The following is a 21750-nucleotide window of genomic DNA, read 5'->3' as shown; positions in this document are numbered from 1 at the left end:
TGAAGCAACATTTTATTGGAAAAAGAGGATATTCTTGACACTGCAAGGCGGTTTTCGTAAAATTTACATAAGACGAATGGAGAAATCATGGCTTACAGGTTGGGTTCAATTCGAATTTCTATTCTCTTGCTGACCGCGATGGTATGCCCATTGGGATCCTTCTGTGCCCAGGCAGAATCACCGGGCAAGGTCTATGAAATCCGCTTTGACGTGATTGAACCGCCGGTGGTCGCCCAGAAAGATATTACCGTCAAGGCGCCGATGTCCAACCAGCAGACAGAACCCAAAGCCCTCGAATGCAGCGGACTGGCCTGGATGGACGGAGTTTTGATTATTGTCAGCGACCGGCATGAACACCTGCTGTTTACCTGTCCGGTGGATTTGAACAACATGGAGATTGGGACACCCGAATATCATGTCTTGATACATAACGAGCAATCTCTGCTTAATGATGCGGAATCACTGACCATTCTGAACCAAGGCGGACAAGCATCTATTTATGTGATGTGTTCCCTGAGCAACGCCCCGAACGCCCAGCCTCTGCCGCAGCGCCGCCATTTATTCCACGGCAAGTTCAAATCTGTCCGGCCGCTGATACTGGATCGCACCAACGTGGTCTCGGCTGGAACGCTGCGTCAGCAGTTGGAAAGCTGCTTTGAGAGAATTGGAGTCCTGCCTTATTACACCTTTAACGCCGATCCCGGTGAAAACAGGAATACCTATCGCTGGGGGAATGTGGAGGGAATAACCTTCACACCGGATGGACAGACACTCCTTGGCGGGATGCGCAATCCCTTATTTGATAATGCCGCAATGCTGTTTGCGGTCTCGGGTATGCCCCAGACAGGACAGCCTGTCCAGCCGGATTTACTCAAGGTCGCTGATCTGTTTTTGCTGGATTTGAATGGACGGGGAATCAGTGATCTGTGCTGGGATCCCCTCACCCAGGGATATCTGATCACCGCGGCCAAAAGTAACGGCCCCCGGCTCAATCCCAACAGCCCGTATCCGCCCAATACGCTGGACAGTGCCCTGTTCTGGTGGAGCGGAAACAAAAAAGACAGCCCGATTCTGGTGGCCCGAATCCCGGATATGACCATTGAGGCGGTCTGCCGTCTGGGGGACAGCCGCTATATTGCATTAGGCAGCGATGAAGGCGATATCAGTGAAGGACGCGTGGCCCGACAAAGCATTTTAACGATCATGGAATTTACGGGAATACCCCGATAGCCGGATCAGCAAGATGGAAGAACCAAAACACAACCATCAGTTCAGTCACGACGACCAGAAGGCCTTTGCCGAATCGCTGGCGGCCCATCATGAGCCCGGCGACAAGCCGCAGAGTGCCGACAGCGGCGTGCCTGCGGCGGCGGGCAAAACAACCTCCAAAACACAACCCTGGGTCGGCAAAGTCATGGGGCATTTTAAATTGCTGCGTCTGATTGGGGAAGGCTCCATGGGGCTGGTCATTCAGGCTGAAGATACCCATTTAAAACGAATTGTGGCATTAAAAGTCCTGCGAAAAAAGCTGTCAGAAGGTGAAAAGGGCAAAGATGCCGTTGAGCAGTTTCTCCGTGAAGCCCGTGCGGCCGCGTCCATTGAGCATCCTAATATCGTCCGCGTCTATGAAATTAACCAGCATGCAGGCTGGTGGTATATTGCCATGGAAATGGTCTCAGGAAACAGCCTCCAGGAGATCGTCAAGGCGGCCGGTGCCCTGCCGATGTCCCGGGCATGTCCGATTATTGCCGATGCCGCGATCGGGCTTCAGGTGGCCCACGAATTGGGCATGATTCATCGCGATATCAAGCCCAGCAATATTTTGGTGACCCGGAACGGCCATGGAAAGATCAGTGACTTCGGGCTGGTCCGGGTGGATGACCCCAACGATCCTTTTGATACGTATGCCCGGCAATCCATTGGCACACCCCACTACATGGCACCGGAAGTGATTCGACGGGAAGCCTTGACTCCGGCTGTTGATATTTACAGTCTCGGAGCAACTTTATATTACGTACTGACCGGACGACCTCCCTTTGCCGGGGGGACCATGGAAGAAATTCTCAGGCAGCATCTGCATTCTGAACCGCCGAATATTCTGCAGTATATGCCCAACTGCTCGCCGGAACTGGCTTCTCTGATCCAGCGGATGATGGCCAAGGAACCGGGGATTCGTCCTTCTGCGGCGGAAGTGGCCGCCATTCTTCACGCAGAGTCTATTTCTTTTTCTTCCGACTCTCAGGCGACGGTTGGTCCCGGCGGCTCCACCCTGGCCATGGATTGGCAGGGTGTACTGCAGAAAACACGAACCACAATCCCGGCTCCGCTTACCCAAACAAGCCTGAAACCCCCTGCCCAGAATCGAATCAGGATACTATGGACCCACATTAGCACACCCTGGCGTATTATCCTGGGAACTGTACTGATTCTGGTCATTGGCGGCATTATCATCCTCTTGAGCCGCGATGGCGCTTCGAAGCAGAACCGCCGGGCTGTTGAAAAGCTATTCCCCAACGCCCCGGAAAGTTTCGGCACTCGCAATACCGGCATCCCACCTACCCCTGCTCCGCTGACAGAGGTACCAGGGTTCTCCTGGAGAGGGAAAGTGGACACCTCCGGTGTAAAATTTGTCGCCAGTCAATCCGGCCGATACTTCTATTCCATCGAGGACCGACGTGCCCTGCTCATCAGAGCTGACCAATATATAGGCTATGGGTCTGCAGATGAGGCCATCAAAGACGGCAAGCAACCTGCTCCCTGATGTCCATGATGTATCGGTTATTCTGAATGAAACGTTCTGGTTTATGAGCCAGAATCTGGAATCTCATTCAGGTGGAATCAATTAACGTACAGCTCCTTTATGCTTAATAAGAACCATCGGCAATCTTCTGGATTGTTTTCTGGGCTGTTGATGACCGCGAGATTTCCCGAATTGCTTCATCGTTATGTCTCCTGTTTACAAAAAGGCACCTACTCCCTCAGGCAAGCCTTAGCCTGACTAAGGTTTGTACGTTATGGCATAAATGGATAGCGTATAGGTAGAGGTGATACCTGTGCCGTACCCCCGCCGGCCAGAATGCTCAGTACAACCAACACCAGAATCATCGCCAACAACACAATGGTGGGCCAGAACCATGGGGCATGGATCACTTGCTCAAAACGCTTTTCCACAGCATGCCAATCGGGTCTGTGAAAATGAGGTAAATGGAGTTCATGCATCGTCTTACCTCCCTGTTCTAATATAAAACTGTCCCGATTTGTTGCGATTCAGTACTGCAACCTCAACCCAATGCTTGTTTTGCTCAGGGACACATCATACCCTTGGGGTATTACGCGTTCCGATACCCTTTGATACGACGAAAGCAGTTCAAAGTTTGCCATAGAAATCCCAAAATCTTGTTGCGGAGGAAACGCACGTACCATTCCAATTCCACACCCTCGCGTTGATTCAATCCTCTGAATTCTACTATAAAAGAGCCTCTGTTTTGGGTGAATAATTGACTATGCTTTACCAGGTAATGCTGATATTCTGAACATCCTCAATCGCGGGCGATTTAAAAAATAAGGTTTTGCTTGTTTGATCCCAGGTGTAATTGTCAAATTCTTTGCCATCGATGGTCATTTTGGTCGGCTGTGCGGGCAAACGGAGTCTGGACACGATATTTACCGCTTTGGGGCTGGTGAGGGTCAATTCGACACCATTATCCCTGTCTTTCCATGTCTCGATGCGAGCCGCAGAGGCCACCGGTTCCGCCTTGCCGGATGAAATTTTATTCAGGTCCAGCAGCCAGGCACATTGGCCGGGCTTGAGACTGACCGTTTCATAAATTGGCAATTGAGCATTGAAGATATCAACAAACAGGCCTTTCAATTCAAGCGGCTTATCCGATATCGAATCCTCCAGACAGGCCGCAATAACATAAGGTCCGCGGTTCAGCTGCAGGAAGTTGTTTTCAATGTAGTTCAGACCGACCGCCTCGGCAGCCTGTTTGACCACACTGCGATATTCATCTGCGGCAGCCCTTGAACGCGTATAGTACGCAGGATGTTTGCGGGCGACGAAAACGTGCCCTTTGCCAAAGGTGTATTTTCCATCGGCGACAGTACGATTTAAGCCCAGCAGCTCCATTAAATGCTGAGAGGGCGCAGCATATTTATTTTTGCCGGAATTCCACCATTCCGAGACCGTATTAAACGGATCGGTATCGGCTCCGACATAAATCAGTGCCCCCCCTTTGGCAGTCCATTCGGCCAGAGCCTGATTGACTGCAGGGGTCTGGGGTTTGATAAACTCATAACTGAGCACGAGAACCTGGTAGCCATCCAGATAGTTGGCAAATCGGGCCGTGTTATCCAATTGCACAGGCTGGACGGGGATACCATGTTTGAGCAACGGCAGGGTCAGACCGTAAAAGCCCGAAAAGTCGTGGATGTCCGACCGGAGGGCTTTGGTCGGGTCGCTGCCCTTTTCTTCGGCCAGTCGAAACGCAGGTTCGGCTCGCTGGAACATACCCGAGTCAGCAATCAGGACACCAATACCGTGAGTGCTGCTGACCCACTGGCTATCCGGCTGATTCATATCGCGGAGCTGGTTAAAGACCGTACACAGAATTGTGGCGTAGTCGGCGGGGATGGGAATCGCATCGGCCGCGCCGGCGGGATATTTGCCCCGAAAAACCCGCGGCGGCCAGGGGCAGATTTCATAATGCCACACATGCGGATGCAGCAGCGAGGCGATGAGGGTGGCCTTGTAATTCCTCTGATAATCGTTCCAGTCGTAGCGGGGATTATCTTCAATCGGGTCGTGCAGAAACCACATCCGGCGGCTGGTATTGCGAACCAGTTCCTGCATCACGCCATATTCCAGAAATGCGGTCTCAAAGGTGCGTTCCGCACGACGCCCCTGATAGACATTGGGTGTGCGTGAAGTTCCCGTCCAGATTTGGGCGATACAGCCGTCTATCACATCCGAATCGATAAGTGAGGATTGCGGCGAGACAATACCCCATTGTGTATAGTTAATCAGGCTATGCGTGGGTACATAGATTCTGACGTTTCGGTTGTATTTCCGCAGGGCATATTCCTTGCACGCCTCGGCCACGCGGCGAAGCGTCCGGCCAAAGAGATAATACTTCAACTGGCTGGCTTTATACTGGGCATCCACCGACGTATCCGGACGGACAAAGGGTGTGTTGTAATAAATCTGCCATTCCCGCTGAAAAGCCTCCGAAAAGCCTGTATAAGCCCAGAATTCCGGCTCTTCCAGATGAATTGCCACCACTCCGGCGTCAATCATCGTCTTGAGCTTTTCGGACATGTAATCAGCAAATTCTATAGAGGGAACGATATAGGGGGTGCGGTGACCATGCAGTTTTAATGAACCGTTGGCCTCCATCTGGCTCAGCGACATGATATCGTTGCCATTGAGATCTCTGAAATCCGCATAGGCCCCCCAGGCAATTCCCGTCATCAGCTGGGGGACATATCCTTTGTCCGCCCAGGACTGGATGAATTCAGGAAGTTTGGGATTATCGGCCCCATAGACCATCGCAAAATCATTGCGGAAGTCACAATAGGGATTATATGGCCCGGCGTCCTGAAAACCGGTCAATTCGAGGCTGCGATCCGTCACCAGCCGGACGCCCTGGCCCTGACAAAGACAGGACCCTGTAAGGATTAAAGCCAAACCCGAAAATACCATTACTCGGTTCATAACACACATTCCTTTCTGTCTGCACTGTCAACTGAAACTGACGACCGCACAACACCAGATATCCTACCCAATATGTCTTCAACTCTGCTCGGACAGGCGGTCTTCGCATTAAGACGAAATAGCGGGTTCCAGGATTACAGGCCTCTTGGATGAAAATCCATTTTCGATTGTTTATTGACCAGCCCATTTTCACTTGAACCGAAATGCATTGGGTTAAGAATCTCCACCCTGCTTTGCGGTCCGGATTTATCACGCTGGCCAGACCGTACGCGTGAAAGGAAAAGCACAGCAGTAATCATCACCACCTCCTGTTCCGTCAGGAGCTGGTGAGCTGCGGTAGAGGCTTATGGCACTACGATTGTCGTTGACAGCCCCGTAATCAAAGGAAAAAATCGGGCGTATTGCGGTTTATTTTCTCAGGCATTGAGGTATAATACCGGCAGTTCGGACAGTTTGTCCGACGATACGATTCTATGGCTTGCGAGGTAACGTTCTGTGACGAACCATGATTCGACAACCGATGCGTCGGTAGAACCGGCGGGACCGCGGCGGCGGTTTGCAGCAGCGGCAATGGTGTTTATCGCATGCGCGTGCGGGTGGTTTATGATGGAGCTGGAAATCCTGGGGGTACGGGTTCTGGTACCGTATTTCGGCAGCGCAGTCTATGTCATTACCGGCAGCGTAATCGGGGTATTCCTGCTGAGTCTGTCTATCGGCTATCTGCTGGGCGGCTGGCTGAGTGGCAAGATTGAAGCATGGAGCCTGCTGGCAGCGGTAATGGTCGTAGTTGGAGGATGGCAGTGCGGGATTCCCTTTTTTACAGAGCCGGTGTGCAATGCCATATTCGATCTGGGGATGGACGAAAAATGGGGATCACTGCTGGCGTCGCTGGTGCTGTTTGGGGTGCCAACAATCCTGCTGGGTACAGTGTCGCCAACAGTGATGCACTGGCTGACCCGGCAAGCCAGTCAATCAGGATTTAATGCGGGGCTGGTGATGGCGACGTCAACGATGGCCAGCTTTGCCGGGTGTGTGGTAACGGCGTTTTACCTGGTGCTGTATTCGCTGCGAGCAACTTTATGCATTTCGGGGATGATGCTCAGCGGGCTAGGGGTAATCGTACTGACCGGAGTGATGATCTGGGGCCGGACAAGACAACAGAAAGGACAACCGCAATGACACAATCACTGCGATATAAGGTTCTGGCGGGGATAATAGGTCTGGTGTGGCTATGGCCGGCGGGGTCGGTCTGCCAGGGAACACTGTACTCGATGGGCCGGGTGATTCATGAGAAAAACTCGCTCTATAACAGCATCTTTGTATATCAGGATGGTTCTGTGGTAACGCTGCGGTTCGGTAAACGGGCAGGACTGCATATCCAGAGCCAGGTGGATCTGGAGAATCTCAGGGAGCACCTGCTGGAGTATTCGAAGATGATGTTCTGCGGGCTGCTGTATAATCCTCAACCGAAACGAATGCTGGTGCTGGGGCTGGGAGGCGGCGTGATTCCGCGGGAGATGCGGTATTATTTCCCGGACCTGGAGATTGATGTGGCGGAAATCGATCCGGATATACCGCCGATTGCATCCAAGTATATGGGGTTCAAAACGGATGACAAACTCAAGGTATATGTGGATGATGGGCGGATGTTTATTAAAAAACAGCTCCGTCGCAAACCTGTGCCGAAATATGATATTATAATTCTGGATGCATTTAATGGGGATTATATCCCGTTTCACCTGATGACCAGAGAATTTCTAAAAGAGGTCAGCGGAGTGCTGGATGAGGATGGGGTAGTAGTAGCCAATGTCTTCTCAACCAACCAGTTGTTTGATGCCGAATTCAAGACGTTTCTGGACGTATTCCAGCGATGTCAGGTGTTTTTCGGGGATTTGTCGGGCAATGCGATGCTGGTATCGCCGGGGACAAAATGCGAGATTTTAACCGTTGAAGAGGCGATGGACAGGGCCGAACAGATTCAGCAGACGCTGGATTTGTCATTTGACCTGGTGGAGGTGGCAAGCTGGCTGGACCCGGAGGCGGTTCCGGACCCGAAGGCCCGGACGCTTACTGACGACCTGGCACCGGTGAACTGGCTGCGGGAGCAGGAAACTCGCTCCGAAAAATCTTCCGGCTCAGAGCGATAACCGATTTTCGATTACAGCCTACCCAAAACAGACAAACTTTCGTGACTATTTACCTTTATAACCACTGAGGGCCTGGATACCCTGGCGAATCTGGGCAAGTTTATCGGAGACTTCCTGCCGCTGGTCAGAGATAATCAGGCAGATATCCTTATACATCTGCTCAAGACGGCGTTTGCGTTCGGCGAATTCCGGACGACTCAGGATCTTGTGTCGGGTCAGTTCTTCGGCAATTGGGGCGGACTGTTCGGCAATGGCACTGGCGCCATCGAGGTCATAGTTACGAAGCTTGTCGGCCTGCCGCATCAGGAGATTTTCGAGAAAATCTGCCATCGCTGCATAATCGGTTGAGGATTCTGTGTTTACGTTCATGTGTATTTTATCCTTTCATCAGGCCGGAATCGGAATACGGTTTTCCGCCTCTTCCAGCAGGTTTTTGGCATCGGCATTGTTGGGTTCCAGAGCCAGTATGTCTTTTAATATCCCTCGTGCCTTATCGGGCTGTTTTTCCTTCAGATATAATGTTGCCAGACAGAACATCACCGCGGTATCGGCAGGGTGAAGAGTCAGATAGGTATTGAGATAGTCAATCACACGACTAAACGAACCCATTTGGCAAGAGACCTGAAACAGCCCCAGCAATGCCGTCAGATTGTCACTATCCAATTCAAGACTTTTCAGATACAAATCAAACGCCGTTTGCCAGTTTTTTTGCTGCTGGGCAATCATCGCCAGCCCTGCCAGGGCCTTACTGCATCGAGCATCCAGACGAAGTGCGACGCGAAAAGCGATTTCGGCATCGGCCAGCTTGCCCTGCTGCAGAGCAATAACCCCGGTACCCAGATAAGGCCCAGCCTCGTCGGGTGCCAGCATCGCGGCACGCTCGTAGCAATCCTGGGCCTGAAGATAATCGCCAACGGTCGCGTAACAGTCGCCCATCTCCTGGATGATATCATAATGCTGCGTCCAGCCGTGGTCGGGAACGGCGGTCTGACGGGTTAAGTCCATACACAAGTCTCCACAGGTTGCACAGAAGAAGTATTCGATTGGGTTTTCGGTATCAGGAGATCCGCCGCAGCGGGCAGGTATCCTGTTGATCGTCCCTCCAGAATGCTCACGGCCTGACGGTACAGGCCAACAGCAATATCAGGACGGTTACTTTTCTTTTCGGCGCGGGCCTGAATCATCAGGGATGCCACCGTGGGTCGAATTTGGTTAATTTCAGCAATGATACGGGCGGCTTGGACATAGTGGCCGGCCTGAAGCAGCGCGTTGGCCTGACGAGTACGCATCCAGATAGTGTTGCCGTGATGTTGGGCCATATAATCATAGACGCGGGCGGCACGGGTCCACTGGCCATCCAGCTGACACATTTCTGCCCCGCTGAGCAAATTATCAAATTGGAAGGGGTATTCCTTGAATTCGGGTTTGCGAATCGGAATCCCCGCAGCCTTAAGAGCCTGCAGCGGGTCGAGGGCTGGATGGCGTGCGATGGCTTTACGTAAAGTCTCAGTATAAATTGCCGCACCAAAATGCGTGTCATCGGATTCGACAATCTGACAGGCCAGATGGGTCTGATGCCCGCATAGCAATGGATACAGCGAACGTTCGATATACATCGCTTCGTCCGGCGGAATGGTAATTCCTGCCGGCAAAAAGACCGTCCATTCCGCATCCACCTGCCGAAGCATTTTCTGGAGCCGGATCGCCAGGGTGTCTTCGGGACGGACATCCACCACGACCAGATTCGGCACACAGGACTGAAATCGCTGGCGCTCCGGGGGCGTAAGAGGGACAAACAGCCGATAGGGATAGAAACTGTGCGACCAGATATCGCGAAGCATCTGTTCCAGTGCTCCATCCAGGCGGGACGCCAGCACCACGATCGCGGAATCTTCCACGCAGGGCCAGGGTTTGGGCGGTCGGGTCGTGCGAATGGTCAGCAGGTTACGAATATAATCGTTGACATTTTTCCGCCGCTGGACGGAAATCCGGTCACAATCGCCGACAGGGGCATAATACTCCCCTGTCACAATCGGCACATGCAGGAAATCGGTAAAAAAACATAAACGACGGGTCAAATCCCAGTCAATCAGAACGTTGAGTGATTCGTTATACCGGCCGGCCTGGTCCAGCAAGTCACGCCGATGCATCAGACTGACATGCAGGGCATGGTTGAACTGGAACATCAGCATCCGGTCAAAATCGCGGCTGATTTCGACATTTTTGGCCAGCACCCGCCTGCGTCCGTCCGGCAAGACGCGGCAATGTGCCTTGTATAAATCGCCATAGACCACACCGTAATCAGGATTTTGCAAAATCGCTTTGAGCAGCGTTTCTATGTGATGTGGGAAGAATTTATCGTCGTCCCCCAGGTAGCAGATATAGTCGCCCCTGGCCCGAGCCAGGGCTTCATTAAACGAGTACGGCAGACCGCGATTCTGGTCCCGGTCGATAAATATCAGACGCGAATCATTGTACTTGCTGACTACCTGCCGGACGGGCAATCCGCCGTCGCGGGTCAGGATAATTTCAAAATGGGGCCAGGTTTGCCGAAAGATACTGTCCAGAGCCTCAGCCAGATATGCAGGCCGATTATAGGTGCTGATCAGCACTGTCACCAGGGGGCCGCGGCCGGGACCACTCAGACGCTCAAATGTCTTTTTCTCGGCAGTCATTGCAATTTAAAATCCATGGACATTATGACGGACTGGATGACCTCGGGGGATAGTTCGGCTGCGGTTACAATCCCTGTAAATTCGTTATGGGAATTACTCCGATTACTTTCATCAATGAGAATCACAGGAATATGCACCGCGGCGGCCATGGCGGCATAGCCTTTTTCAGTTGTGATCAGCATATCGCACTGGCTTAACACGGAGGCCGCTTCACGAGCCATCAGCTTGCCGGTCAGATTCTTGCCTGTACTGCATTCAATCCGCCGTTCAGCCAGCAGAACAAAGCCGCCATGAAGCTGCTGATCGATGGCCTGACAAAGCCGGTTCCATTGTTCAAGCCGCTGTTCGGTCGGCATCGGCTCCAGGGCCAGTGCCAGACGCGGCCGCGGAATGGAACCAATTCCAAAACGCTGGGTGCGAAGCGTATCAAACCCCGTCAGGTGTATCCGCGGCTGGTCGTCCGGGACCTGGACAGCCACTTGCTCAGCCAGTGCGGAGACCCGCTGGCGGATACTCATTGGGCCGCAGGGAGGTTCGAGGCGGACGATTTTCTGGTATTGCCCTGCTGTGACTTCAAGTTCGTCATAAGCAACCGAGGCGATATCCGGATGGCCCGTATATAAATCCGCATGTTCATGGCAGACGGTCAAACAGCATTGCGGGCCGTACTTTTGCGCAAGAGCCCGCAGGACCGGCTCTGCACACACGGCTTCGATAATATCGCCCTCAACCACGACAAGCACCGGACCGTTGATTTCTTCGCGGGCAGACGGCCGGCCATCCGCTGGTGTTGGATCAGCGGACTCCATTGTCGCGTTTATCGGACAAAAGGGACCGAACAGTTCTCCTGCGAAGAATTGGCTTGGTCCTGTGCTTCGTTGAGCATTTCGCGAAGCCGCTGAGATGCTTTGAGGGCATTTTCAGCGATATCATTGATGCTGCGGCGATCCGCCTGCGGCGTTTCTGTTACAAGTGACTGCGGAACCGCTGGCATTGCAGGAGCTGCCGGCGGAGTCCATATCGGCTGCGGCTGGGCCGGCACCTTCGGCGGCTGTATCGGCATCGCAGGAGCCTGCGTATAAGGCCGCGGAGTCACCGGGGCCGGTGGCATCCCGGCAGCAGCAGGAGTATGACATGATTCCCGCGGCTGACTCATTGCACGGGACAACTGAATCTGACGTTCCAATTTGGATAAGGCTGTATTGAGGGCTTTATAGAAATTGCCCTGCGAATAACGGGTTTCAATCCAGTGACGATACTGGCCAGACTGGTAGTCGGCGCTTTGTGTTATCGCACAGAATTCCTCAGCAATCATAAATACATATCGCGGATCCATCCACTCTTCGACACTGGCAAATCCATGCACCACCGGCTTGAGACCGCAGGCCATAGCCGCCCAAACATTATGCATCCCGGCCGGACTGATGGAGCCATGAGCAAAATAGTGTTTGTCACGCAACCAGCTTTGCAGATTGGACACGGGCCCATCAAAGAAGACCACGCCTTCCAGATTCATCCGCCAGACAGCATTGCGGCAATAGCGTTCGATCGCTTTATCCTGAAATTCGCCGGCCAGATACAGACGATAATCTCGATCGAGATAATTCAGTTTCTGCATACACTGAATCAGGAACATCGGGTTATTACAGGCATTAAATGGTCCGACCGCAGCAATACGTTTACCCCGGCTGCGCTGGACAAAGGTCCAATCCTGAATATCCAGCGGCTCATCGGTCATTTGAATGTGAGTCTTTTTGTGGATATCGGGTATCTGTTCGGTCAGCATGTCGGCCTGTTCGGTGGTTCCACAGACCATCACCTGATCGATGGTGTTCCAGCTAATTGATTTGAGAATCGGGTTGTAGATATCCTGAGCCGACAAAATGGCAATTACCCGACCTGCGGGTTTGTTCATGGAGAGCTGTTGCAGCATCTGGCCAGCACCAACGATGACAAACAAAGTGGCATTGCTCTGTGCCAATTGTCTTGGGTCTGCGACAGTCAAGTGGGTTCGGAAACGAAGATTCAGATGTTCATAAATCTGACGGACAGCCGGGCTGTCGGCATCCGCCGTTACAGCAACGACCGGACGCTTGGAACGAATAATCTCGAACATGGGATGCAGAATTTCCTGCTCCGGAGCCTGACGCAATGACCGCAGCAGACATTCCATGGCTCCGCCCAGCGCATCACGATTTAAAAAGACATTCGCCGTCCGATTCAGAACATCGACATTCAGAACGCCATGCTGCTCCATGGTATCGAAAAGAGCTGCCGCTTCGGCGGGATGTCCTTCCTGAAGATATGTCTCGCACAGATTCCACAGAACCTGACTCAAGATATCTCCCTGAGCACAAGCACGAGCCTTTTCCAGCAGTTCAATCGCCTCCTGACCACGATTCATACAGAATAGAATCGTTCCCGCGTCGTTGAGAGCCTCCGGGTCGTTGGGGTTGGCTTGCAAATACGACCGAATCAGTCGTAATGCCTGTTCATGCTGTCCCGCTTCAGCCAACGACAACGCTTGCTGATACATCGGCGATTTAGTTTGACTCATAATGATCTCCATTTTTCAGTCCAGTTTACCAATGACAGACAATGTCGCAAAAATTGAGTGCAAATGATGTGCCGAAAGACAGAAGCCGTGTTTTTGATGCATTTAAAACGCTTTTTATGTCCTCGATGAGCCGTTTGTATAAATATCAAACAGGATAATTTTTCCGCAATACTCACCGAGGATACATCTTTTTACGTCAGGGGAATCAGAGACGGTTTTTTGGTGGAAAAACGTCGATACAAACCGTTTCAATTTTCAGAAACAGCCGTTGATGGGGAAGAACGAAATGGATTGGCTTCAAAGGCGGCAAAAACCTCGTTAATTTGGGCAAGTTGACGCGACAGCGGATATCGTTGCTCCACATACTCCCGATACTCCAGCGAATCATAGTCAGCAGACACGATGTGCCGGCAAAATTCCTCCGGGGTATTAAACAGATAGCGTTGGCCATAGATTTCGCAAGCACCGGGGAAATTATGGATGACCGGACGGATTCCGCAGGCCATCGCTTCCAGGCAGCCCATGCCCTGGCTCTCGATGCAGCTTGTGACCGCCAGGAAATGCTTGTCGGCCAGCCAGGAACGGATATCGTTTTGCCAGCCGTCAAAGATGATGTGGTCTCGTAAGCCAAGCTGGTCGATCTGATAATCGACATACTGTTCCATCAGCAGGTCGGATTTCTCGCCGGCAATGAACAACTTGTAGGCCGGGTCTATCTGACGCAGACGCGCCATGCACTGTAGCAGGAGCATCGGATTTTTGACCATACGCAGAGACGCCACAAATGCGATATTTTTCCCAGGACGCCGAGGCGTAAAGGCAACCTTATCCAGATTAACACCATTGGGAATAGTTGCAATTGCCACACGCTGTTGAATATCAGGCACCCATTTTTGCAGGGCCTTGAGGACAAAACTATTGCCCACCGTAATTAATAAATCCACATTCTGCCACTGAATCTGGCGGGGAATTGACAGATAGGCTTCATAGCGATGCAGCCGAATCACATTCCGGCATACCTTAGGCATTGCAGAGCCCAGCTGAGCCAGATTGGTACACCATTCAAACCAGGAGATATCACTCCACTGCATCAATTCGTACATCTGCCTGGTATCGGTACCATCAAAAACACGGACCTGATAGCGTTGTCGGGCATAGTCCAGAATCTCCCGGAGAAAAGTATCTCCATCAGCGCCGCAGAAAAAAGCGATTTTGGCTCGGCGTTGTCGAATCTGACTTTGCAGTTTAGCCACCAGTTCGCTGGTGGGTAATCGCCTTGCGGCCCGGGTCACCGCGTCCATGGAAGAAGCCCAGTTTTGCTGCTGGTTGAATCCGGAGACGATTTGTTCAACCAGCGACTCTTCCAAAAGGCCTTCGGCTGCCAGCGGTTCCAGCATCTGTACCGCACATTCAGGATGCCCCAGAATCAGCCAGGTGCGGGCCATATCCAGTGGAATCTGACGGGGACAATCCGGAAACTGTCTGGCCCGTTGAAAATGCTGCAAGGCTTCCTCGTATCGGTTCATCGCCGCCAGCAACACTCCCGCATCCCGCCAGATAGTGCCGGAAGCAGGATGCGTCTGGGTAAAATGCTGAATCATTCGGAGCGTTTCTTCCGTGCGGCCTTCGGCAATAAGCCGACCCGCCTGACGAATCAGGGGAGAACCCGAATTGTGTAATGACGGGGAATTCATGGATACGGATCCTGCTTCATGGGCTTGCGAAATCATATCGATAGGTATCGTCTCCCGGCTATTCCATAAAATCCAGAAAGGACATGGAAAACATCTTGGATGCCACCTTCAGCGACATCTGGTAGAGCACCTCATACCGTGCCAGATCAATAGCAATCTGTGAAATATCGGAGTCCTGCATGCGGCTGATATCTTCCTGGGTATTGAGCTTCATTTCTTCGATACTGTCTCTCAGAGCAGTCAGGGTTTGCACCCGTCCTCCGACAATAGGAAATGACCGGGCCAGTTTCTGTTCGACCACCTGCATTTCATTGATCACATCATTGAGCATTTCCTTCAACTGGGCTTCCGGGATGTTCTCCACATTTTTGAGCAGATCGCGGGCACTGATCAGGCAATTAAAAATATCATAAGTGCCCGCCATACGGACAGGCTCTGTGCCGGCCTGGGATAAGGTGGTGGTATTTAAATACAGCACTTCACCTGTTTGAGAGTTGACAACCGGCAGGTTGGTCTCGGTTCCGACCGCATTGACCCAGCTTTGTCCACCGTCAATGGACAACTGCCAGTTGCCGGCACTGCCCTGCACCTGAAGATAGATATCTCCGCGGGCGGTACTGGTTCCGGTTCCCGCCTGGATACCGGTTTGCCCGTAAAACACAGGAGTCTGCCGATCGTCAGGAGAGAATAGTGTTGAGCCTACCAATACCGCCGACATTTCAACCCCATTGGCGACGGTCACTTTCTTTTCCTGATTGCTTCCCTGATAGATCACACGCGTAATCTGGCCGGAAGCATTTCGCTCCACCGTATAAGGTAGCACCGAATCCCTGGCACCAGCAAAAAGACTTTGCCCCAGGCGCTGTGTATTGGCCAATGAAACCAGCTGCTCCAGAGCATTGTTCAAATCCGCTGCGAGGGTTTGACGCAGCTGATCGCCGGTTGTGCCGGACATAATTGACGTCAGCGATTCTCTTGCACTGGCCAGTTCGCTGCTCATGCTCTGCAGCACCGAGGAGCTCAACTCCAGCACGCTGGTTACTTCATCGAGACTTTTGATGTACTGCGTTTTGGTGCGGTTGTCACTCAAAAGTCCGAGAATCTGGTTGGTCAGATTGGGATTATCTGAAACCCGGTTGACATCCTGCCCTGTGCCGGCCCTTTCCTGGAGCTGGGCCAGTTTTGATGAATGATAATTGATTGCCCAGCTTGAACTTTTATAAATTGCATCCAGTGAATAGCTCATCTTTTGTTCCTGTAGAGTATCACGAAATAATCGTAATCAGGGTCTTGAGGGAATCCGAAATGGTATTCAGATATTTGGACATCGCCTGAAACATGCGTTCATAAATCATCATCTGCATCGCCTGATCGTTAATATCCACGCCGCTGACTTCATCGCGCTGCGATTCAAGGCTCTTTTTAATTCCCTGTGCATTGTCATACTGCATCTGGGTAAATGAAATCGAGTTGCCAACGCTGACCGTCAGGTTACGATAATATTCTTTGGTGGAGTATCCTCCCAGTTCCGACAAGGCGGTATCTCCCAGCCGGGCAATCGCCGCTGCGTTGGCATTATCACTTTGTTCCACACTGCGGGAAACCGCGATTTGGCCGGGCGAACGGACAATATCATCGGTCAGGGCAATGGTGGAGGCATCATTGCCGGCAAAAAAGCAATTCAGTCCCACCGCCGCAAGAAAGCCGGACGTATCGGAATTGGCCAATGCATTGATTGTAAACTGATCACCATCATTCAGATAGCCGGGACTGACACCATTTGCACTGAGACTGACTTTGATGCCGTTTTCGAGCAGAATTTCGGTTCCGCCCTGATACCCCTGCCCGATATTCAGCGAGGCAATCGTGGACCCGGAACCGTCCTGAACAACCAGGTCCATCACGCCGGTACCTATTGCACAGGTCTGGCCCGGCGGACTGGTGTTGACGGTGCAGGTATAGATCTGATTGACCGAGCCGGTATAAAGGCCGGATACCTGAATTGACGGAGCCGCCTGGTTGGCAGCGGGCCCTGCTCCGGCCAGCGGACTGGGGCTGTAGCTTGACGGTTCTGCGGTAACGCCCGGCAGAAAATCAAACTGATACCCTTCATTGGCAACAATTTGAAGTCTGCCGCTATTGACACCGGTATTGTCTTGCAGGCCGGGAATCAAGGCAAGATCGTCGGCAACCGACTGCAAGGTGCTGCTGGCCGTGACCGCAACCGCATGCCGTGTCACAGTGCCGTCGGGAGCGATGACCCGAACATAAATGGTCCCGGCACTGACCGGTGGCGTGAATTCCGAGACGCTGGACTGTCCCATGGTCCAGCCGGTCAGACTGGTGAAAGACCCTTCGGATCCCACGCCCTGAACGTGAATCTTATTGGTTTCCGAAATGATGGTCTGTGCCAACGTGTTTAACTGATCCAAAATATCACTTAACAGGGAATTGTGCAGCGTAAATAATCCACCGAGACTGCCGCCGGTGACTGTATCCTGAACCTGTTCGGTACCGCTGATGGAAATGACCATATCATAATGGTCGCCTTCCTGCTGGAGATTCACCTCAATCGGGGTTGTATTCGACCCCACGACCAGGGGAATATCCGATAGAATCACATCCACCTGTCCATACTCTTTTTTGACTACTTCCACACCCGCCAGCCGGTTGAGTTCAATCACGAGTTTGTCGCGCTGATCCATCATATTGCTGGCATCAAAACCGCGAACCTGCTGGGTATAAATAATCCTGTTCATCGTCGCAATCTGGGCGGACAGCTCATTGATTCCCCGAACCGTGGATTTGGCCTCGGTATAGGTACTGTCCTTGAGATTATTCACCACAGCGGCGACATTTCGGAACTGATTGGTCAGAGTCTGTGCTGCCGAGACAACCGAGCTTTGCAAGGTAATATCATTAGGTCGCAGCGACAGGTCATAAAATGCATTATAAAAATTGTCCATGGCCGTACTAATGCCCGGCGTAGACAATTCTGCCATGGCACTTTCAATACTGCGCAGCGATTCCATTTGACGGTTCAGCGACGACATGGACGCATCCTGCACGAGAATCTGGTCTTCAATCAGGGTATTGATTCTGCGAATAATGCCGGCAAATTCCACCCCCTGCCCCAGAAGGAAACCGCCGGTATAAGACGCATCCGCCGGACGCAGATCGATATCCTGACGATGATAGCCTTCTGTAGCGGCATTGGCAATATTGTTGCCGATAATATCCAGCGCTCGCTGAGCTGTCCGTATCCCGCTGATTCCTATTTCATATCCAGCCATGGTATCCCCTACATTCGCATACTAAGAATCGGCTGATGGACTTCACGCCGGGCCTGGCCATATGGCGTATAGGTCAGGGTCTGATTTCGCTTGCCGATAATCCCTTCCAGAATCATACGATTCAGGCGTTCGCACTCCCGTAAAAGCTGTTCGGTGGCTGCCTGTTCGAGGGCCAGGCGATTCATCAAATCCCGAAGCAGACGCTGCTTGCTGCGCAGGGCCGCCCTGTGTTCCGAATCGAGATACTGTCCGACACGCGTCAGGTTCACCTCATCCGGACGGCATTGCAGAATCAGGGAAAATGCCTGGCAAATCTGCCGCTGGCGGTCATCCGCCTGTTGTCGCTGTGCAGCCGCAAGCGGCAAAACATCCTGCATTTGCCGTAATGCCGGCTCATCCCGGCGAATCACCGCGGCACGAAGCTGATTCAACTGATCCAGCGTCCGACGAATCGATTCGGCACGTTCGTCCAGAAAGGCCATCAGCTCCTCGGTCACTTGAGTCAGATTGTATTGCTGGGTATCAGTCATACACCCTCATTCAGTCCCGCTGCTGGATCAGCGGGCAGATGTGCCTGCTGCGCAATCTGCTGATAAATCGATTTCCATAATCCCACTCCTCCCTGCTCACTGACCAGGTCGCTCATCTGCGACCAGTACAGGCTCTGAATCTGCTCACCGCCGCCGTCTTCGGCTTCTTCATCCTCATCCGTATCCATTTGTTCAATATTCTGCTGGGCCTGCTTGAACATCTGATGCAAAAGCACACCCTCAAATTTTTTGGCAACCTCCTGAAGCTTTTGTGCAGCAGGATCCGGTGATGCCGGCCGAGAAACCTTCACCAGATCGCCAAGCTCAGACAGCCGGCTGGAATTGGATAGAGCAACTATATCAGTCATCGTAAGCCTTTCTTACATCATTTCCAGTCTGGCCTGCAGCGCCCCGGCCCGCTTGAGGGCATCAAAAATGGCTATCAGATCACGCGGTGAGGCCCCGATGGAATTTAAAGCCTGCGCCAATTCCTCAACGGTCACGGTTTTGGGCAGGGAGATCAGGGCCCCCTCTTTTTCTTCAATCGCCAGTGAGGTCTCGTCCACAACCGCCGTGGAAGCGCCCTCGGTAAACGGCGTGGTCGGCTGTGAGACATTTTTCTGCTCTTTGACTTTCACCACCAGACTGCCCTGGGCGACTGCTGCCTCCTTGATCGTTACGTTACCGCCGACAACGATGGTACCGGTGCGTTCATTGATGATCACAACCGCAGGCACATCGACTTCCACATCCGTTTGCACAATCCCATCCAAAAACGTGATTTCCTGCCCCACTGCCACCTGATCCGGAACGAAAATGCGGACCGTCCCTGGATCTTCGGCAATTGCCATACCCGGATATTTGTCCGAGATTGCCTTTCGAATGCGTTCAGCGGTTGTGAAATTCGCCTGCCGAAGACTTAACACGATGCTGCGCTTGCCGCCGACAACCTGTACCAATTCAGACAGTTCAGAGCGTTCCACAATGGCCCCGCCGGGAATCCGTCCGACCGTGGGATGATTTTTCGACGCCTTGGTCCCGGTTTTACCTTCCACCGTCCAGGACGATGTCGAAATCGAAGCCACGCGTGCCACAGCATAAATTTCTCCATCAAGCCCTTTTAGTTCTGTCGCCAGCAGCATTCCTCCCTGAAGACTCTTGGCATCACCCAGCGAGGAAATCGTAATATCAATCAGTCCTCCCTCCCGATCCCAGGGCCCCAGTTCTGCGGTCACCATAACCAGTGCGATGTTTGACGAACGCAGCAATGCCGGCGTAAAGGTTGTATCCCCCTCACGTCTGAGCAGGCTGGCCAGAAGCTGAGCACTGGGAAGCGCACTGTCACCGGTCCCGTTCAGTCCCACCACCAGCCCGGTACCCATCAGCGGGTTGCCGCGAACGCCCTGAACGTCACAAATATCCCCGATCCGGGCCGCCTGAGCACCGGACAGAAGACCTGCTGCCAGCAGCAGTAATCGTGTCATCGTTCTCATAAAATCCTCTCGTGCAGTCCTGTTTAGAACGGCCAGATAAAGTCCAGAAACTTGCCCAGCCAACCGGGATTGGTATAACTTTTGGTGGGGCCTTCACTGAGAGCCACCAAAGAAAAATCCGCTATTTGCTCGCTGCGGACCGTATTATCGTAAGAAATATCGCTGGGACGAACCACCCCACTGACCTGAATGGTCTGTTTGTCGCCGCTGATATCCCGGGTGCGGGTCCCGATCACCACCAGATTGCCATTGGGATGGATGTCCTGAACAACGACAGTAATACGGTCTTCGATACTGCGTTCATCTTTGTAATCCGCCTTGCCGTTGACCGACTTGTTCGATGATGCCCCCAGGGATACATCCGGAATATTTGGAATCACATGTTCGATTTTATTGTCATCGCCATTGATGCGCAGTGCATTGGATGTGCTTTTTTGAAGATCACTCTTGACCTTGTTATCCACTTTATGGTCTTCATTGATAATCACGGTCAGCAGATCTCCCACCTGGATCGCTTTGTCGTCCGCATAGAGGGCCTTGCTGGCGGCACTTTTTTTGGCCCAGATCGACCCGGCCTGACAAACCGAAGACAACACCAGAGTTGCACAGAAAAACTGAATATAATGTTGATGGTTCATACGGATTCCTTTCATATCTGCGGCCTGACAGTTCCATCCGGCTGAATCGTACAGTAAATAATGCGTTCGTCCGATTTCTCTCCGCGACGAACCCGAATCAGGTCTCCAATTTTACCTTCATCCAGGGCCTGGCCAGGGGCCGACACAAATAACGCCCCGCTGTTGATCTGCACCAGAACCTGCTGATTGCGTCGGATCAGTACCGGAGGCTGCGGAGGGGCCAGCCAATCCGGGTGAATGACGCTGCCCTGGGCGATTTTACGTCGGACAATCAGGCCGTAAGGTTCCTTCCAGCTGTTCCCCTGCGGCTGGGAGGATTCAGTTTCCTGAACCTGAACATTGTCCGAAGTAATAACTGCTCCAGCCTCAATGGCCTGCAATGCGACCCATTGGTTCACTTTATATCGCACAGCGAAAACAACCTCAACCTGCGACACCGTTCGCCCCTGCTGCTGGACAGCAACCATAACCTTCTGTGAACCTGCAGTCTGGTATTGACTCATCTGACAAGACAGAGTCACCACCGCATTGGGATCCTCCAGAACAATCCGTGACGGCGTTCTAACAACCGTAATGGATGATACCGGAGTGCCGGCCAGTTTTTGGTTCAGAAATTCGCGTGCCGCCTGGACCACACGGTCCGGCTCCACCACGGCTTCTTTCCGTTTGACAGCGGTCATCTCCGTCCCTATAAACTTGATTTTGTCGGCAGGGATTCCGATACTGGCCAGCCGACTGAGAATCGTGTAGCGATCCACAAAAACCACCTGGCCTTTAGAGACAAATGTGCCCAGCTTTATCGCACCTGCCCGCTCCACAAGGTCCTGCGGGCCTTCGATGCGACAGGCCAGCCCCAACGTCACGGAGGATTGTTCAACAATGGTTTCAGGCTGCATAGTGATGCGGACTTTTTCGCCGCCGGAGGCAGCAAATCCCTGACCGACCCATAATGCCACCAGGTCCAGCAGGCAGATTCCCAATACCAATCGCATTCGATTCATCCTGATCTC

At 52.6% G+C, this 21750-nt stretch carries 20 protein-coding genes; 4 read left to right on the top strand and 16 right to left on the bottom strand.

What is annotated here, in order from left to right; all coding sequences use genetic code 11:
• Positions 1-87: 87 nt before the first annotated feature.
• A complete protein-coding gene (locus ACQ9LF_RS08660; protein WP_462488994.1) occupies positions 88-1230 on the top strand; it encodes a hypothetical protein in 1143 nt (380 codons plus the stop codon).
• A 13-nt stretch (positions 1231-1243) separates the two neighbouring features.
• Positions 1244-2761 carry a serine/threonine-protein kinase gene (locus tag ACQ9LF_RS08655; RefSeq protein WP_462488993.1) on the top strand — a complete coding sequence of 506 codons (1518 nt, stop codon included), beginning with the start codon at positions 1244-1246 and terminating at the stop codon, positions 2759-2761.
• Between the two features lie 251 nt (positions 2762-3012).
• On the opposite strand, the gene ACQ9LF_RS08650 is transcribed toward ACQ9LF_RS08655, so the two are convergent.
• The 3 genes from ACQ9LF_RS08650 to ACQ9LF_RS08640 form a co-directional block, all read right to left on the bottom strand.
• Positions 3013-3219 carry a hypothetical protein gene (locus ACQ9LF_RS08650; protein WP_462488992.1) on the bottom strand — a complete coding sequence of 69 codons (207 nt, stop codon included), beginning with the start codon at positions 3217-3219 and terminating at the stop codon, positions 3013-3015.
• A gap of 289 nt (positions 3220-3508) precedes the next feature.
• The gene (locus ACQ9LF_RS08645; protein WP_462488991.1) at positions 3509-5713 is read right to left on the bottom strand and encodes a hypothetical protein; all 2205 of its coding nucleotides are present in this window, start codon (positions 5711-5713) and stop codon (positions 3509-3511) included.
• A 134-nt stretch (positions 5714-5847) separates the two neighbouring features.
• Positions 5848-6012: a hypothetical protein gene (locus ACQ9LF_RS08640; protein WP_462488990.1), complete on the bottom strand. Its 165-nt coding sequence runs from the start codon at positions 6010-6012 to the stop codon at positions 5848-5850.
• Between the two features lie 196 nt (positions 6013-6208).
• Between ACQ9LF_RS08640 and ACQ9LF_RS08635 the strand changes: the two genes are divergently transcribed.
• Both ACQ9LF_RS08635 and ACQ9LF_RS08630 read left to right on the top strand, forming a co-directional pair.
• Positions 6209-6892, top strand: a complete 684-nt coding sequence (locus ACQ9LF_RS08635; RefSeq protein WP_462488989.1) for a fused MFS/spermidine synthase — start codon at positions 6209-6211, stop codon at positions 6890-6892.
• Positions 6889-7860: a spermidine synthase gene (locus ACQ9LF_RS08630; RefSeq protein WP_462488988.1), complete on the top strand. Its 972-nt coding sequence runs from the start codon at positions 6889-6891 to the stop codon at positions 7858-7860. Before ACQ9LF_RS08635 ends, ACQ9LF_RS08630 begins: the two co-directional genes overlap by 4 nt.
• A gap of 45 nt (positions 7861-7905) precedes the next feature.
• Here the strand turns inward: ACQ9LF_RS08630 and ACQ9LF_RS08625 are convergent, their stop codons facing one another.
• The 13 genes from ACQ9LF_RS08625 to flgA all read right to left on the bottom strand — a co-directional run bounded on the left by ACQ9LF_RS08625 (position 7906) and on the right by flgA (position 21741).
• Positions 7906-8229 (bottom strand): hypothetical protein, encoded by a 324-nt coding sequence (locus ACQ9LF_RS08625; protein WP_462488987.1) that lies wholly within the window; start codon positions 8227-8229, stop codon positions 7906-7908.
• A gap of 18 nt (positions 8230-8247) precedes the next feature.
• A complete protein-coding gene (locus tag ACQ9LF_RS08620) occupies positions 8248-8865 on the bottom strand; it encodes a tetratricopeptide repeat protein (RefSeq protein ID WP_462488986.1) in 618 nt (205 codons plus the stop codon).
• Positions 8856-10535, bottom strand: a complete 1680-nt coding sequence (locus ACQ9LF_RS08615) for a glycosyltransferase (protein WP_462488985.1) — start codon at positions 10533-10535, stop codon at positions 8856-8858. Before ACQ9LF_RS08615 ends, ACQ9LF_RS08620 begins: the two co-directional genes overlap by 10 nt.
• Positions 10532-11344, bottom strand: coding sequence for a glycosyltransferase family protein (locus ACQ9LF_RS08610; RefSeq protein ID WP_462488984.1), 813 nt, complete (start codon positions 11342-11344; stop codon positions 10532-10534). Before ACQ9LF_RS08610 ends, ACQ9LF_RS08615 begins: the two co-directional genes overlap by 4 nt.
• 8 nt (positions 11345-11352) lie before the next feature.
• Complete coding sequence (locus tag ACQ9LF_RS08605) at positions 11353-13092, bottom strand: tetratricopeptide repeat protein (protein WP_462488983.1); 1740 nt, start codon at positions 13090-13092, stop codon at positions 11353-11355.
• Positions 13093-13340: 248 nt separating this feature from the next.
• Complete coding sequence (locus tag ACQ9LF_RS08600; protein WP_462488982.1) at positions 13341-14786, bottom strand: glycosyltransferase family 4 protein; 1446 nt, start codon at positions 14784-14786, stop codon at positions 13341-13343.
• Between the two features lie 58 nt (positions 14787-14844).
• Entirely contained in the window at positions 14845-16032 is a 1188-nt protein-coding gene (gene flgL, locus ACQ9LF_RS08595; RefSeq protein WP_462488981.1) for a flagellar hook-associated protein FlgL, read from the bottom strand.
• Between the two features lie 19 nt (positions 16033-16051).
• A complete protein-coding gene (flgK, locus tag ACQ9LF_RS08590) occupies positions 16052-18079 on the bottom strand; it encodes a flagellar hook-associated protein FlgK (RefSeq protein ID WP_462488980.1) in 2028 nt (675 codons plus the stop codon).
• An 8-nt stretch (positions 18080-18087) separates the two neighbouring features.
• A complete protein-coding gene (locus tag ACQ9LF_RS08585; protein WP_462488979.1) occupies positions 18088-18609 on the bottom strand; it encodes a hypothetical protein in 522 nt (173 codons plus the stop codon).
• Positions 18606-18977 carry a hypothetical protein gene (locus tag ACQ9LF_RS08580; RefSeq protein ID WP_462488978.1) on the bottom strand — a complete coding sequence of 124 codons (372 nt, stop codon included), beginning with the start codon at positions 18975-18977 and terminating at the stop codon, positions 18606-18608. The genes ACQ9LF_RS08585 and ACQ9LF_RS08580 overlap by 4 nt, the downstream gene beginning before the upstream one ends.
• 12 nt (positions 18978-18989) lie before the next feature.
• Positions 18990-20102: a flagellar basal body P-ring protein FlgI gene (gene flgI, locus ACQ9LF_RS08575; protein ID WP_462488977.1), complete on the bottom strand. Its 1113-nt coding sequence runs from the start codon at positions 20100-20102 to the stop codon at positions 18990-18992.
• Positions 20103-20125: 23 nt separating this feature from the next.
• Positions 20126-20740 (bottom strand): flagellar basal body L-ring protein FlgH, encoded by a 615-nt coding sequence (locus ACQ9LF_RS08570; RefSeq protein WP_462488976.1) that lies wholly within the window; start codon positions 20738-20740, stop codon positions 20126-20128.
• An 11-nt stretch (positions 20741-20751) separates the two neighbouring features.
• The gene (flgA, locus tag ACQ9LF_RS08565) at positions 20752-21741 is read right to left on the bottom strand and encodes a flagellar basal body P-ring formation chaperone FlgA (RefSeq protein WP_462488975.1); all 990 of its coding nucleotides are present in this window, start codon (positions 21739-21741) and stop codon (positions 20752-20754) included.
• Between the last annotated feature and the right edge of the window lie 9 nt (positions 21742-21750).

It is taken from the genome of Anaeroglomus insulsum, assembly GCF_050689095.1.
Classification (GTDB): domain Bacteria; phylum Planctomycetota; class Phycisphaerae; order Sedimentisphaerales; family Anaerohalosphaeraceae; genus Anaeroglomus; species Anaeroglomus insulsum.
Note: the sequence above shows the minus strand (reverse complement) of the source record. Positions and strands in the feature narration are given on the sequence as shown.